General features: G+C 67.4%; 14 protein-coding genes. 8 read left to right on the top strand and 6 right to left on the bottom strand.

The genetic code is table 11. The features are described 5' to 3' along the window. Positions 1 to 140 precede the first annotated feature (140 nt). On the top strand, positions 141 to 1166 hold the full coding sequence (locus NB3_RS12145) for an alpha/beta hydrolase (RefSeq protein WP_371855898.1): 1026 nt from the start codon (positions 141 to 143) through the stop codon (positions 1164 to 1166). 47 nt (positions 1167 to 1213) lie between these two features. Here the strand turns inward: NB3_RS12145 and NB3_RS12140 are convergent, their stop codons facing one another. Next, the gene (locus NB3_RS12140; protein ID WP_067801129.1) at positions 1214 to 1774 is read right to left on the bottom strand and encodes a TetR/AcrR family transcriptional regulator; all 561 of its coding nucleotides are present in this window, start codon (positions 1772 to 1774) and stop codon (positions 1214 to 1216) included. Positions 1775 to 2156: 382 nt separating this feature from the next. On the opposite strand from NB3_RS12140, the gene NB3_RS12135 reads away from it, so the two are divergent. Both NB3_RS12135 and NB3_RS12130 read left to right on the top strand, forming a co-directional pair. After that, positions 2157 to 3620, top strand: a complete 1464-nt coding sequence (locus NB3_RS12135) for an MDR family MFS transporter (protein ID WP_067801127.1) — start codon at positions 2157 to 2159, stop codon at positions 3618 to 3620. 257 nt (positions 3621 to 3877) lie between these two features. Continuing rightward, a complete protein-coding gene (locus tag NB3_RS12130) occupies positions 3878 to 4162 on the top strand; it encodes a helix-turn-helix transcriptional regulator (protein WP_067801371.1) in 285 nt (94 codons plus the stop codon). Here the strand turns inward: NB3_RS12130 and NB3_RS12125 are convergent. After that, complete coding sequence (locus NB3_RS12125) at positions 4127 to 4546, bottom strand: DUF6010 family protein (protein ID WP_067801125.1); 420 nt, start codon at positions 4544 to 4546, stop codon at positions 4127 to 4129. The genes NB3_RS12130 and NB3_RS12125 overlap by 36 nt on opposite strands. Positions 4547 to 4732: 186 nt before the next feature. Between NB3_RS12125 and mbp1 the strand changes: the two genes are divergently transcribed. Further along, the gene (gene mbp1 / locus NB3_RS12120; protein WP_067801123.1) at positions 4733 to 4984 is read left to right on the top strand and encodes a microaggregate-binding protein 1; all 252 of its coding nucleotides are present in this window, start codon (positions 4733 to 4735) and stop codon (positions 4982 to 4984) included. An 80-nt stretch (positions 4985 to 5064) separates the two neighbouring features. Here the strand turns inward: mbp1 and NB3_RS12115 are convergent, their stop codons facing one another. Then, positions 5065 to 6255 carry a lipase family protein gene (locus NB3_RS12115; protein ID WP_067801121.1) on the bottom strand — a complete coding sequence of 397 codons (1191 nt, stop codon included), beginning with the start codon at positions 6253 to 6255 and terminating at the stop codon, positions 5065 to 5067. 200 nt (positions 6256 to 6455) lie between these two features. On the opposite strand from NB3_RS12115, the gene NB3_RS12110 reads away from it, so the two are divergent. Beyond that, on the top strand, positions 6456 to 7454 hold the full coding sequence (locus NB3_RS12110; RefSeq protein WP_067801119.1) for a YdcF family protein: 999 nt from the start codon (positions 6456 to 6458) through the stop codon (positions 7452 to 7454). A 1-nt stretch (position 7455) separates the two neighbouring features. On the opposite strand, the gene NB3_RS12105 is transcribed toward NB3_RS12110, so the two are convergent. Then, positions 7456 to 8196 (bottom strand): glucose 1-dehydrogenase, encoded by a 741-nt coding sequence (locus NB3_RS12105; RefSeq protein ID WP_067801117.1) that lies wholly within the window; start codon positions 8194 to 8196, stop codon positions 7456 to 7458. A 457-nt stretch (positions 8197 to 8653) separates the two neighbouring features. On the opposite strand from NB3_RS12105, the gene NB3_RS12100 reads away from it, so the two are divergent. After that, positions 8654 to 9550 carry an alpha/beta fold hydrolase gene (locus NB3_RS12100; protein ID WP_067801115.1) on the top strand — a complete coding sequence of 299 codons (897 nt, stop codon included), beginning with the start codon at positions 8654 to 8656 and terminating at the stop codon, positions 9548 to 9550. 46 nt (positions 9551 to 9596) lie between these two features. Here the strand turns inward: NB3_RS12100 and NB3_RS12095 are convergent, their stop codons facing one another. Beyond that, on the bottom strand, positions 9597 to 10988 hold the full coding sequence (locus NB3_RS12095; protein ID WP_067801113.1) for a WS/DGAT/MGAT family O-acyltransferase: 1392 nt from the start codon (positions 10986 to 10988) through the stop codon (positions 9597 to 9599). Between the two features lie 185 nt (positions 10989 to 11173). On the opposite strand from NB3_RS12095, the gene NB3_RS12090 reads away from it, so the two are divergent. Continuing rightward, on the top strand, positions 11174 to 12076 hold the full coding sequence (locus NB3_RS12090) for a metal-dependent hydrolase (protein WP_067801111.1): 903 nt from the start codon (positions 11174 to 11176) through the stop codon (positions 12074 to 12076). Between the two features lie 32 nt (positions 12077 to 12108). After that, positions 12109 to 13176: a PDR/VanB family oxidoreductase gene (locus tag NB3_RS12085; RefSeq protein WP_174553195.1), complete on the top strand. Its 1068-nt coding sequence runs from the start codon at positions 12109 to 12111 to the stop codon at positions 13174 to 13176. A 90-nt stretch (positions 13177 to 13266) separates the two neighbouring features. On the opposite strand, the gene NB3_RS12080 is transcribed toward NB3_RS12085, so the two are convergent. After that, on the bottom strand, positions 13267 to 13779 hold the full coding sequence (locus NB3_RS12080; protein ID WP_371855896.1) for a UCP032817 domain-containing protein: 513 nt from the start codon (positions 13777 to 13779) through the stop codon (positions 13267 to 13269). Between the last annotated feature and the right edge of the window lie 101 nt (positions 13780 to 13880).

Genomic DNA, 13880 nt, shown 5'->3' with positions numbered 1-13880 from the left:
ACGTTCAAGAGCGCTGGGTTCACTGAGCGGAAGGATCACCTATGGCTACCGACGAGTCGATCGATCGAGGTGATACCACCGCAGCGATTCAGCGGCGCGATGTGGAGTTCATCTCCGGCGGCGTGCCGTGCGCGGCGTGGTTGTACACCACACCCGGCGCGTCCGAGCCTCGACCGATGGTGATCATGGGGCACGGGTTGGGAGCGGTGCGCGAGATGCGCCTGGCGGCGTTCGCCGAACGGTTCGCCGCGAACGGCTGGTCGGTGCTGGTCTTCGACTACCGCCACCTCGGGGCCAGCGGCGGACAGCCGCGCCAGCTCCTCGACATCGGTCGCCAACTCGCGGACTGGCATGCCGCTGTGGCCTTCGCGCGCACCATGCCCGAGGTCGATGTCGAACGGATCGCGTTGTGGGGCACCTCATTCGGTGGTGGACACGTCCTGCAGGTCGGGAGCCGCGACCCACAAATCGCAGCCATCGTCGCTCAATGCCCCTTTACCGACGGACCAGCCTCGCTGATCTCACGACTGCGGACCGGGTCGTTGAGCGCTGTCGCGCTGATGGCTGCGGGCATCCTCGACACCGCATGCTCCTGGCTCGGTATCAGGCCCATTCTCATGCCGATGGCCGGAACCTCGTGGATGCCCGCATTCGTGGCCTCGCCCGGCGCCATGGCGGGCGCGTCGGCGCTACTGCCGGCCGGTACCCGGATTTCCCGGCGCTCCAGCGCACTCCTGAGGTGGTTGCCCACGGTTCGCGCGCGGGTGTCGGAGAACATCGAACTGACCATCGCCGACGACGAACGCGAGCCCGTCACCACGGTGGGCCGCGACTCGATGTGGGGCGTGCTACGAGGCCCGGACAACGACTTCGACGCCGCCAATGCGCTGGCCGCCCGCTTGGTGTTGCGGCTACCGCTCTACCGTCCCGGCCGTGCCATGGCCCACTCCAGTGTTCCAACCCTGCTGTGCGTATGTGACAACGACGCTGCCGCCCCCGCCAAAAACACCAAGCTCCGCGCGCAGGGTCTGGCTCATGTCCACGTGAAGACCTACCCCTGCGACCACTTCGACATCTACCTCGGCACCTATTTCGAAGACGCTGTCCGCGACCAGCTCGACTTCCTGGCGAAGCAATTCGCCAACACCGCCCACGCCGCGACCTAGACCCGCACGACACGGCGCGCAGCTTGCGCAGCCGCCCGCTGACTACATCAGCGGGCGGCTACCGCCATTCCGCGGGCGCTCTGGATCAGCGTTTCCATCACCGCGCGCTTGCGCTCATCGTCGACCGGATGCATCAGAAGTCCCTCGACCACGAACACCCCGATCGAGGTCATCGCGTCCAACTCGTTCTCGGGAACCCCGATCTCGGTCAGATCTGCCCGAAACAAGCCTTCGGTCAACGCGTGAAACGCCTCATGCCAGTCCCGAACAGCCTCGGACTCCTTCGCGCGAGCGTGAACAGTGGTCACCAAGCGGCTCACGTGCTCCAACTCGGCGACGACCCATACCAGTCGATCGACAATGTCGGTGTCGAGGATCTCACCGTACCGGGCCATCGAGTCGGCCAGGACCTCCTCCAGCACCGCTGTCAAGACCGCGTCCTTGTCCTGGAAATACCAGTACAGCGTGTTCGAAACCACCCCGGCCTCCTGGGCGATTCTGCTCACCGCAACTGCGTCGTATCCCTGTTCGGTGAACAACCGCCGCGCGGCAGCGACGATCTCGGCGCGCTTCTCCTCCCGATCGCGGGGGCGTCTGTTTCTCGGCATCACCAGTCCTGACTCGCGTCCTGCGAACCAGCCTATCTTGGACAGCCCTCAAGAAAACGTTTGGCAGACACGGCGGTCGATTGTGGGGCTGAACGAAGGCGCGGTAGCCGTTTTCCTCGGCGGCGGAGGTAGTGACCAGGCTCACGATTTGGTTTCGGCGGAAGCGGTCGCGGGCTGTTGACCAGCGGTTCAAGGGTAGATTGCGCAGTCGGTCGGCGGGAAAACCAGGTGATTTCTGTCGGTGCCGGGCGGAATACTGACCCGCGCCCGATGAGTTCGACCGAGTGACGACGTCTCTACCGCTGTGGCGCCGGGACGCGATCCGGTGACTCGGCAACGGGCCACACGTTCTGTCAACGACCCATGCCTCCGGAGGTATCCGATGTCCGCCGCACCAACCGTTCCAGCCTCGGGAGGGCGGACTCCGACCGTCATCCGGGTGCTGGTTCTCGCCACCTTCGTGGTGATCCTGAACGAGACCATCATGATCAACGCGATTCCGCGCTTGATGTCGGATCTGGCGATCACCGACCGGGCGGCCCAGTGGGTGTCGACGGCGTTCATGCTGACGATGGCGGCGGTCATCCCGACCACCGGCTGGTTCCTGCAACGCGTGTCCACCCGGCAGGCGTACGCGGCGGCGATGGGCGTCTTCCTGGCGGGCACCGCGTTGTCGGCGATCGCGCCGTCGTTCGCGGTGCTGCTGCTCGGCCGGATCGTGCAAGCCTTCGGCACCGCGGTGATGATGCCGCTGTTGATGACCACACTGATGACGGTGGTGGCCGAGCACGACCGCGGCCGGGTGATGGGCAATGTCACCCTGGCCATCTCGGTGGCGCCCGCGATGGGGCCGGTGATCTCCGGCGGTGTGCTGCAAATCGGCTCGTGGCGTTGGCTTTTCGTGTTGGTGCTGCCGATCGCCGGTGTGATCACCTGGCTGGGGCTGCGCCAGCTGGAGAACGTCGGTGAACCGCAGGCCGGGCAGATCGATGTGGCGAGCGTGGCGCTGGCTGCGCTCGGGTTCGGTGGCCTGGTGTTCGGGCTCAGCCGGTTCGAAAGTGACGACTTCGCCGGTCCGGTCGGCATCATCGCCGTGGGCTCGGCGCTGATCGCCCTGTTCGTGTGGCGTCAGTTGCGCTTGCAGCGCACCGGCACTCCGCTGCTCGATCTGCGCGTCCTGCTGTCGGGCACCTACGCCAAGGCGCTGATCCTGATGTCGGTGGCGTTCATGGCCATGCTCGGGTCGATGATCCTGCTGCCGTTGTACCTGCAGAATCTGCGTGGGCTGAGCCCGTTGGCCACCGGCTTGCTGGTGATGCCGGGCGGGTTGGCGATGGGTCTGCTCGGACCGACGGTCGGCCGCCTGTTCGACCGGTTCGGCGGTCGCTGGCTGGTGATTCCCGGGTCGATCGGCATCGCCGCCTCCCTGGCCGGGTTCACCCAGATCTCGATGACCATGCCGTACTGGCAGCTGCTGGCTCTGCACATCCTGCTGATGGTGTCGCTGGCGGCGGCCTTCACCCCGGTGTTCACCCTCGGTCTCGGTGCGCTGCCGCAGCATCTGTACTCGCACGGCAGTTCCATGCTCGGCACGTTGCAGCAGGTCGCCGCGGCGTTCGGCACCGCTCTGGTGGTGACGGTGATGTCGGCGCGCGCCACCTCGCTGGCCGCCGATGGCGCCGACCTCGTCGCCGCGCACCTCGACGGCATGCGCTTGGCCTTCCTCGTCTCGGCGGCGCTGGCGCTGATCGTGATCGTCATGGCGGTGCTGCTGCCGGGTCGGTCCGCCGCCCCGGAGGGCGCGGAGGAGGCAGAAGCCGCGGCTCCGGTACTCGCCAAGCACTGAACGGATTTCCACACCGCGAAGGCCCTGGTCGCATCGATGGCCAGGGCCTTCGCCGGTATGCGGCCGCGGAAACGTCGAGCGGTGGAATAGACCCCGCAATGGGGCAATAAACCAACCGGAATTCTTCGTTGCGCGGGGTTCGGGGGCGTGGGGTCGGATATACGACCGAACGTTGGCGGTTCCTGCCGTTCGCAACTGGATTGGGGTGCAGACTGAAACGCCGCGGCTGAAATTCAAAGCTCTGCAAAGGAATGTTCATGAGTGTCGCGTTCGATCACAGAAATGAGCCGCTGCCCGCACCGCTGGGGCGGCGCCCGCGCCCGGTGCTGAGCAGCCGCGAGATCGAGGTGCTGCTGGCGTGGATCGCGTCGGACTCCAAAGTGGAAGTCGGTCAGCGCCTGTTCATCTCGCTGGGCACGGTCAACACTCACCTGACTCGGATCAGGGACAAGTACGCCGCGGTGGGCCGCCCCGCCCCGACGAAGGCCGCCCTCGTGGCCCGCGCCTTACAGGATGCGCTCATCGATATCGACGACCTCTGACCTGCCCCGCCTCGTGCGCAGAAGGGATCGCCCGCCGAACAGGCACCACACGGCGATGACCGGGTCACAAATCGCGCACCCCAACGAGGAGTCGTGGGCGAAGGGGATGATGGGGCTGCCTTTCCAGTGGTGCAACAGGTCCCACGCGGTGTGCAGGAGCCAGGCGATGCCGATGAAAGTCCAGGACTCCAGTCCGCGATAGGCGCAGTAGGTGACGATGGCCGTGAAGACGAATTCCCAGCCGCCGAAACCGCCGCCGCTGAGATAGGCGGCTCCGGCTCCGGCGACCATGATGGCGTTGAAACGGCGCCGATGCGGTTCCCGGATAAGCGACATCACCAGTGCGTACAGAACACCGATCACCACCGGCGCGACATAACTCATGATCGGTGAACCTATCCGGGCGACCGCCCGCGTCCCAGTGGCATTGATGCCACATTCCACCGGGAATTCGCCACCCGCGCAGGTGCTCCCCGCCGCGACGCTGGGTGGCGACGGTCACAGCGTGATTGCCTCTGCCGGACGCGGGTATGCGACGGATGTCAGCCGACGAGGAATTGGGAGGTAGTGATGCCGGAGCATCGGAGCGGACCCCTGGAAGCTGTCGAAGGGGTCGTCGAGGATGTCAAGGGGAAGGCCAAGGAAGCCGCTGGCATCGTCACCGGTGACGCGGACCTGAAGAAAGAGGGTCGCGCCCAGCAGGACAAGGCCGAATCCCAGCGCGATGCGGCGCAGAAGGAAGCCGAGGCCGAAAAGGCCCGTGCCGAAGCCGATCTCGACGAGGCTCGCCAGAGCGCGTACGAGAGCGGCAAGGACGCCTAGCGCGCTCGCGAGAATTGATGGAGCCGTTTGGCGGAACGGCCCGTCACCGGCCCGGCGGTGCACTCACCGCCGGGCCGGTCTCAGCAATTGCTCGGCGCCGGAACACCCTTGAAGCGCGCTTCCAGCCAGCCGAGGGCGGACGGTATACCGAGTACCGCCGCGGACAGATGATCCGGGCTGAGGAATTTCTCGTACTGCACTCGTGTGCCCGCGGCGCAATACCGCCGCACCGTGTTGTCGACCGAGTCCACCGGGATGAGAGAGTCCTGCTCCGCACGCCATTGGTAGACCGGCGTGGCCGGAATGTCTCGGTAGAGTTCCAGGCTGTTCTCCTCGAGCACTTCGCGCGCGCGTTCGTCATCGGCCAGTGAATTGGAGGCCGCCACGTCGACGATGCCGCGGCCGGCCCCGACCAGCAGGATCTCGTTGGTGCAGCTGTTGGCGATGCGGCCGCGAACCGACAACCCGAGCGAGTTGAGCTGATCACTCACCGGCAGCCGCGTCGGGTACTCGCGTTCCAGTCCCAGGGCGGCCGCGAACGCGAGACCGAATACCGCGTGCGGTGCATAGCCCAGGCCCTCGATCATCTTGACCAGATTCATCGGCACCCCGCCCGACGCGACTCCGACGAGCGGCAGTTCCGGCGCATAGGTGGGTGCCAGCGCGGCTGCCCATGCGCTCGCCATGCCGCCGCCGGAATATCCGAGCAGACCGATCGGGCTGTCCGCCAGGCCGAGTTCCTTCACCCGCCGTGCGGCGCGAAGGCCGTCCAGCGTGATCATCCCGCCGAGTTTCGCGGCGCCGTACGCGCTGGTCGGCCCCAGGTGGTCGGGGAGAGCGACCGACCACCCCCGCAGCAGCAGAGCGTTGAGGGCGGGCGCTTCGCGGATCTCCAGGTTGGGGTCGCTGGTGTAGAGCACGCGGGACACCGTGCACTGGGTGCCGAGCGCGTTGATGATGTGCTGATAGGACAGCAGCGGCCTACCGGGTGTGGGATTCTGCGGGGTCAGGACGGTGGTGGTGGCCGCGATCGGCTCGCCCGCGGAGTTGGTGGAACGGAACTTGATCATCGTGACCGTCGAGCCCGGAAACGTCGGCAGGGCGGGCATCGGCCGGACGGCGAGAACCTCGCCCGGTGCGAGGCGGTCCAGTCCGGCCGGAGCGGCGTAGAACGGATCGGGATCCGGTGCCGGGTAGATCGGTTGCGCCGCGGCTTGCGGTGCGATCACGCAGAGGGTGGCCGCCGCGGCGGCGATGAATAATCGAAGCATGGTTTTCGTCGACTCCCCTTCATCACAACGTGCTGTTCCGTAACGCTGGTGTGCTGAAGCCGAATGCAGCCGGACACCGGTCGTCTACGACCGATGCCCGGACTCGCACACTGTAGGGGAAAGATCGGGAAAAGCCGAGGTCGCCGCGCCGCTCGTAGAAGGGGGCGGCGCGCCGTGCGCCTCTCGGTTACCGTGGCCCGGTGCTTCTGCTGGTCGGCGTGGTCCTGCTCGGTGTGTTCGCGGTGCGATTCGGCAGGGACCGCAGGCGGTTGGGGCACGGGGTGTTCCTGCTTCTCGGGCTGGGGTTCGTGGGTGCGTGGGTGGTCGGCCGGATCACCGAGGGCGATAGCACCGTGGTGCTCGCGCCTATGACGGTGCTGCTGTCGCCGTTGCTGGTGCTGGTGCTGGCCGGGTTGTCCATCGCCAATGGCGCACAGCTGGTGCGGCGCGAGGGGTGGCGTCTTCCGAATCTGTTGCCGCTCGGTCTCGGGTTCGCCCTGCTGGCGCCCTACGTGGTGCTCGTGTTCGCCCTGCTGACCGAGAACGTCTGGCTGATGGTGCTCTTGGCCTCGCTGACGATGGCGATCAGCTATGCCGGGTTCCTGTTCGCGGCGTTCCTTTTGTATTCGCTCTGCTACGGACTGTTGCCCTACCGTCCCGGAATGGACGCGATCGTCGTGCACGGCGCCGGGTTGGCCGGCGGCGAGGTGCCGCCACTGCTGGCCGCACGCCTCGACCGGGCGATCGAGGTCTACCGTGCCGAAGCCGATGCGGGCCGGGCTCCGTTGCTGATCGCCAGTGGCGGTAAGGGGGACGACGAGAAGGTCTCCGAGGCATCGGCCATGGCCGAATACCTGATGGATCGGGGCGTGCCGGGAGACCGTGTGGTGCTGGAGGACCGATCGGGGACGACCGAGGAGAATCTGCTCTTCACCAAGCGGCTGCTCGGCGAGCGCGGGCCGAGCACGCGAATGGTGCTGGTGACGAGCAATTTCCACATGCTGCGCACCGCGATCCTGGCCCGCCGCCTCGACCTCGACGCCGAGGTGACGGGCGCCAGGACCGCCTTCTACTACTTGCCGAGCGCCTTCCTGCGCGAATTCGCCGCCCTGCTGGTGGCCTACAAGTGGAGCAACGCGGTCATGGCCGTGGCATTGGTGTCGCTGCCGCCGCTCGCGCTGCTGGCCACCCGCGGATGAGTCAGAAGCTCTTGTGCGGGACGCCCACGGTCAGACCGCCGTCGATGACGAACTCGGCGCCGGTCGAGTACGACGATTCGTCGCTGGCCAGGAACGTGACCAGTGCGGAGACCTCGGACGGGTCGGCGCCGCGGCCGAGCGGGATCTGCAGGAAATCATCCGGGATGTTCTCCGTCATCGGCGTCCGGATCAGGCCGGGGTGCACGGAATTCACCCGGATCTTGTACTGCGCCAGCTCCAGCGCGGTGGATTTGGTGAGCCCGCGCACGGCGAACTTGGTGGCCGTGTAGCCGTGCAGCCCGGGGCTGCCGCGCATGCCCTCGACGGAGGAGATGTTGATGATCGAGCCGCCGCCCGCCTCGATCATCGCGGGCGTCGCGGCCTGCATCCCGAGGAATGTGCCGGTGAGGTTGATGTCGATGATCCGCTGCCATTCGGCCAATTCGAAAGCGACCAGCAGGTTGCCGTTCACGATGCCCGCGTTGTTCACCAGGACGCTCAGCGACCCGAATCGCTCCACCGCCGTGCCGACGGCCTTGCGCCAGTCGTCGGGCTCGCGCACGTCGAGATGGACGTAGGCGGCGTTGTCGCCGAGTTCAGCGGCGACCGCGGCGCCCTCGTCGTCGAGCACGTCGCCGAGCACCACGCGCGCGTCCTCGGCGACCAGGGCCTTGGCGTGCGCCGCGCCCATTCCGCGCGCTCCGCCGCTGATCAACGCCACCTTGCCGGTCAACCGCCCCATCCGGGGTACCTCCGTCTCTCGAATCGTCTGTAACACGTTACAGAAACACGCCGCGTGGCGGCATGTCTCGCGACAGTAACCCAGACGGTCGCCGGTGACGGCGCGATCGCCCCTGTGTCCCGATGAGTGGGCCGTATCCCCGAAACGGGCCGGTCCTCGGAGTCGACGTGGTCGCGAAGGATCTGACCGTTCCGGTACGTCGACGGAAAAGGGGGGCTCGCGGGAGCTGCGACGCCGCCTCGTCGACGTCTGGGCTGGATTTCCTTCGCCCGGCTGCTGACGGAGTGTGCGTGGTGTGCGAAGTCGCGGCGCGTCGGCGTCGGCGGTCATCCGTCGCGCCGGAATGGGCAACTCGCCCGAGGTCGAAACTCGAGCTGCCTCACGCAGGACCAGCGGTGGGCTCCTCTGTAGAACGTGTTCTAAAATGGCTCTCATGTGAGCACTCGGGAGGTGCGCTATGACGAACTCCGGCCGCAGCGTGACGCGATTCGGCGGACGCCTGCGGGTGCCCGACATCGCCGAGGTGCCCGGTGGCCGCCTGATCGATCTGGCCGGCCGGGGACGGACCTACGTGGTCGACATTCCCGGACCCGAGCACGCGCCGGCGCTGGTGCTCCTGCACGCGACGGCCTGCACCGCGTACCTCACCTGGTTCCCGTCGTTGGCGGAGCTGGCGCGGCGGTACCGGGTGATCCTGTTCGACCAGCGGTGGCACGGGCGCGGCATCCGCTCCGAAAGGTTCACCCTGGAGGACTGCGCCGACGACGTGCCTGCCGTGCTCGACGCGCTGGAGATCGACCGAGCCATCTGCGTCGGGTTCTCGCTGGGCGGAATCGTGAGCTTGCTGGCGGGGCATCGGCATCCGGACCGGGTGAGCGGGCTGGTGCTCTGCGCGACGCCGTATCGGTTTCGCGAGAAATGGAGCGAGCACGCTTTTCACCGGACGTTCGGCGCTTTCGCCGCCGCTGTGGAGCAATACTCCTACCGTCGTGCCGAGCGGCTCGCGGGGCGTCTGCCCGAACTTCCCGAGATCACCTGGGCGCCGGGCCGATTGGATCGGTGGGCGCTCGGTGAGTTCCGCAGCACCAGCGGATGGGCGCTCACCCAGGTGCTCGCGGCGGTGGGGCGCTTCGACGCGACCGCGTGGCTGCCGGACCTGGCGATGCCGACGGCTGTGGTGATCACCACCCGGGATCGCGCGATTCCCGTCTCTCGGCAGTTGGAGCTGGCGACCTTGATTCCTGGGGCGAGCAAGCATCTGGTCGCGGCCGGGCATGCGTCCTGTGTGCTGGAGGCCGACCGTTTCGTGCCGGTGTTGCTCGAAGCCTGCGCGTCCGTCGCCGCGAGGATGTGACTCGGCCGATCCTGTCCGGCGGCGGTGGCGGACAGGGGCCCGGCGCTCAGCCCGAGGTGCGCGCGGCGGCGAGCAATTCGGCGACCACGCCGGGAACGGCGTCGGCCAGCGCCGCGATGTCGGGCACCAGTTCCTTGCAGGCGATGAAGCCGAAGTTCAATTTGTCGTTGTTCGACAGCACGGTCACCGTCAGGCCCGCGCCGTGGAACACCGGTCCGAACGGGTACATCCCGTCCACCCGGATGCCGAGGAAGTACAGCGGCATCGGCGGACCCGGCACGTTGGACACCACCAAGTTGTGCACCACCGGATGCTTCTCCGCCAGTTTCAGCGAGGAGTACATCCGCGCCGCGAGCCGGAAGGTGTTCGGCGGAGCGTATTTCGACCAGTCCTGCAGGAAGTCCGCACCGATCACTTCGTGCTCTTCCTTGGCTCCCTGATTGCCCTCGGCCACCTCGCGCAGGCGTTCCACCGGATCGGCGATGTCGGTGCCGAGCCGCGCGAACAGCGTGGACACCTTGTTGATGCCCGCCTTGTGCCGGGTCGACTCGTGTACCGACACCGGAACCGACGCGATGAGCGAGCGGTCGGGCAACTCGTCGCGCCCGGCCAGGTAGGTGCGCAGCGCGCCCGCGACGACGGTCAGCACGACGTCGTTCACCTTGACGCCGAACGCGGAGCGGATCTCCTTGATGGCGTCGAGTTCGGCCTCGGTGAACGCGACGGCGCGATGCGGGGTGATGGCGAGATTGAAGGGCGTGCGGGGAGCGGAGAACGGTACGGCCATGCCCGCCTTGTTCTGGCGACGGCGCTGCGCGAACCCGGCGACCACGCCGAGGGTTTTGGGCAGCATGCCGACGATGCCCGCCCGGGTCGGGAACTTCACCACCGCTTCGGCCAGCAATTGCCAGTCGTTCGGTTTCGGCTCGGGTCGCCACTGCCGGTCGGGCACCGCCTTGGGGACGCCCGGCTCCAGATCGCACAGATGCATCATCAGGTCGGCGCCGGTGATCCCGTCCACGGCGGCGTGGTGGTATTTGCAGATCACCGCGACCTTCCCGTCGTCGAGACCCTCCACCACCGACATCTCCCACAGCGGGCGGTCGCGATCCATCGGGCGGCTGGCGATGTCGCCGACGAGTTCGGCCAGTTCGCGGCGTCCGGCCGGCGCGGCGATCGCGATCCGGCGGAGGTGGTAGTCGAGGTCGAAATTCTCGTCCTCCACCCACACGGGGTGGTCGAGGTTCAACGGCACCTCGTACACGCGGCGGCGCATCTGCGGAATCAGGGGAAGCCGCCGGGCCAGTTCGGCTTTGAACCCGTCGAACGAGTAGTCGCCCGATGACGGGTCGAGGATCAGCAGCGCGCAGACGTGCAGGTGCTGAGTTCCGGTTTCCAGGTAGAGAAAGCTGGCATCCAATCCGGTCAATCGTTCCATAGCAAAAGCCTACTAGAACCTGTTCTAATTTTGGGCCGGACGCGGCAGGTGTGACGACTCTCGCGAGTTGTGTCACCGTACAGCCGAGGTGGCGCTCTTTGTGTGTTACCCGAGGTTTCATGTATGTGTATGATCCTTGCTACGGACATGCAGGAATGGCGCGGCGTGAGGATCGAGGAGTACCGATGAAGCTACTTCGCAGGGCCGGGCGGCGGCCCGACACCGACCCGGGCGCCGTGGCGCTGCACGCCCGCAACGTGCGCTTCGACTGGTCGGACACACCGCTGCGCTGGATGCCCGCCGAGCCCATCGCCTCGCATCTGATCAACTCGCTGAATCTCCTGCTGCCCGAAGGGGAGCGCATGTTCTGCGCCGCGTACGCCGAGGCGCTGCCGTACGTGCGGGACGAGCGGCTGCGGGAGGCGATGCTCGGGTTCATCGGCCAGGAATCGATGCACGCCGAGACGCACGACAAGGTGCTGCACGAAGTGCTCGCCGCGCACGGCATCGATCCGGAACCCTATCTGCGGCACGCCGAATACCTGTTCCGCCGGACGCTCGGCCCGAGAGATGTGGAAGGCGTGGCCCAACGGCAGGTGATGGTGGAGCGGCTGGCCTTCATCGCGTGCCTGGAGCACTTCTTCGCCTACCTGGGCGACTGGGTGCTCAACGCGGATCTGGAGCGTTTCGGCGCCGACCCGCGCATGGCGGACCTGTTCCGCTGGCACGGGGCGGAGGAGGTCGAGCACCGGCACGTCGCACACGACGTGGCCGTCTACTTCGGCGCGGGATACGTGCGGCGCGCGGCCCTCATGCTGCTGGTTTTCCCGATCTTCCTGACATTGGTGGTGCGCGGCACCAAGTTCCTGGTCCATCAGGACCGCGACCTGCCCGACCTCGGGTACCCTCGGCTGCTGGGGCGGGTCTTCGGTGCGATGTGGCGCGGCGCATTGCCCGGCGTCCCCTCGCTGTTGTGGAGCGCGTTGAGCACGTTCAAACCCGGCTACGACCCGGAGACGGTCGGCTCCACCGCGCAGGCGGTGGCCTATCTGGCAAAGTCCCCGGCGGCGCGGGCCATCGCCTCGTGAGGCCGCCCGTTCCCGACCAGCTGCCCGCCGACCTGTTCGGCAGGCGCGACCGCGACCGCACCGTGCGGGTGCTGCACGCGGTGGCCTCCGCGCGACTGCGCTGGACCGCCCTGGTCAACCGGCGCGATCCGCGTCCGAAGGTGGACGATCGACGACTGGCGCTGGTGGTCGTCGAACGACGGATCGAGGCTCGCGATCAGGACGTGGTGAGCCTGCGACTGGCCGCCCCCGACGGACGCGCGTTGCCGCCATGGCGTCCGGGCGCGCACCTCGACCTCGAGCTGCCTTCCGGACGGCTGCGGCAGTACTCGCTGTGCGGCGACCCCGCGGACGTGCACGCCTACCGTGTGGCGGTGCGCCGGATTCCCGAAGGCGGCGGTGGATCCGTCGAAGTGCACGACGACCTTCCGGTGGGTTCGCCGCTCGTGGTGCGCGGTCCGCGCAACGCCTTCCCGTTCGCCGTGCCCGGCCACGGATCACCCGCCACGCGTTTGCATTTCGTGGCGGGCGGCATCGGCGTCACGCCCATCCTGCCCATGGTGGAGTTGGCGCACCGGCTGGGTATCGAGTGGTCGATGGTGTACACCGGGCGCAACCGGGACACCTTGCCGTTCCTCGCCGAGCTGGCGCGATTCGGCGACCGCGTGGTGGTCCGCACCGACGACGAGCACGGACTCCCGGATGCGAGCGCCCTGCTGCCCGGCGTGCGGCCCGGCACCGCCGTCTATTGCTGCGGCCCGGTGCCGATGATCACCGTCATCGCCGACGCGGTGCGGGAAATACCGTGCGTAGAACTGCATTTCGAGCGGTTCTCGCCACCGCCGATCGTGAACGGCAAGCCGTTCGAGATCCAATTCGCCTCCACCGGGGAGGTCGTGGAGGTCGGCGCGGATCGCACCGCGCTCGACGCCGTTCTCGCTTCCCGGCCCGACCGTCCGTACTCGTGCAGGCAGGGATTCTGCCGCACCTGCAAGGTTCGCGTGCTCGGCGGCGAACCCGACCACCGCGACAGCGTGCTCACCGACGCCGAACGCGAGGCGGGCGCGATGCTCATCTGCGTCTCGCGCGCCGAGGGTGGCCGCCTCGTGCTCGATCTGTGAGCCGACCTGCGGGCCATGGTGCGCCGTCGCGCCTGTGGCTCCGGATTTCGGCCGGTTGCGCTCGGCGTCGTCCGTTTTCCGGCGGTGAGATCAGGAAGCGCGGGTACGCGCCAGCTCGGTCTCGACGGCCGCGACTCGTTCGCTGTCGATGCCCCACGGCTGCTCGACACCGACCCGTCGGTCCAGATCCCACAGCACGCATTCCTCCCCAGGAGCCGCCATCAACGACCACGCGACCACGGTGCGGCCGAGCTGTTCGGCCATGGAGCCGTGCGCGGGATTCGGCGGCCCGGCGCCTTCCGGGAAGTGGTGCAGGAAGCGGCCGTAGGCTTTCGCGCAGAAATCGGCGTAGCGCATGGTGCAGAGGATGAATCCGTGCCAGGCCTCGTCCACCGCGTGTGACGGCATGCCGATCACCTGATCGTCGCGCATCGCCGCGCCGCAGCACAGCAGCCACTGCCGCAATCCTCTGTCCACCAATTCCCTTGGTTGCCAAGGGCAGGTCTTGTAGACCGCGTCGGGCAGTTCCAGCGCGTCGACGGCGGCGCGTACGGTCGCCGGATCGATTCCGCGCGCAGGGGATCGACGGAGCCTGAAGTTCACCACAGTTCACTGTACGTGCGCGTCGATCTGCCGCTACCGTTCTGACATGAGCGCACTCATCCTTCTGTTCGTCCTGCTGATGGTGCTGCTCCTCGTGGCGG

This window comes from Nocardia beijingensis NBRC 16342 (assembly GCF_001612785.1).
Classification (GTDB): Bacteria; Actinomycetota; Actinomycetes; order Mycobacteriales; family Mycobacteriaceae; genus Nocardia; species Nocardia beijingensis.
This window is presented reverse-complemented; position numbering and strand designations above follow the sequence as displayed.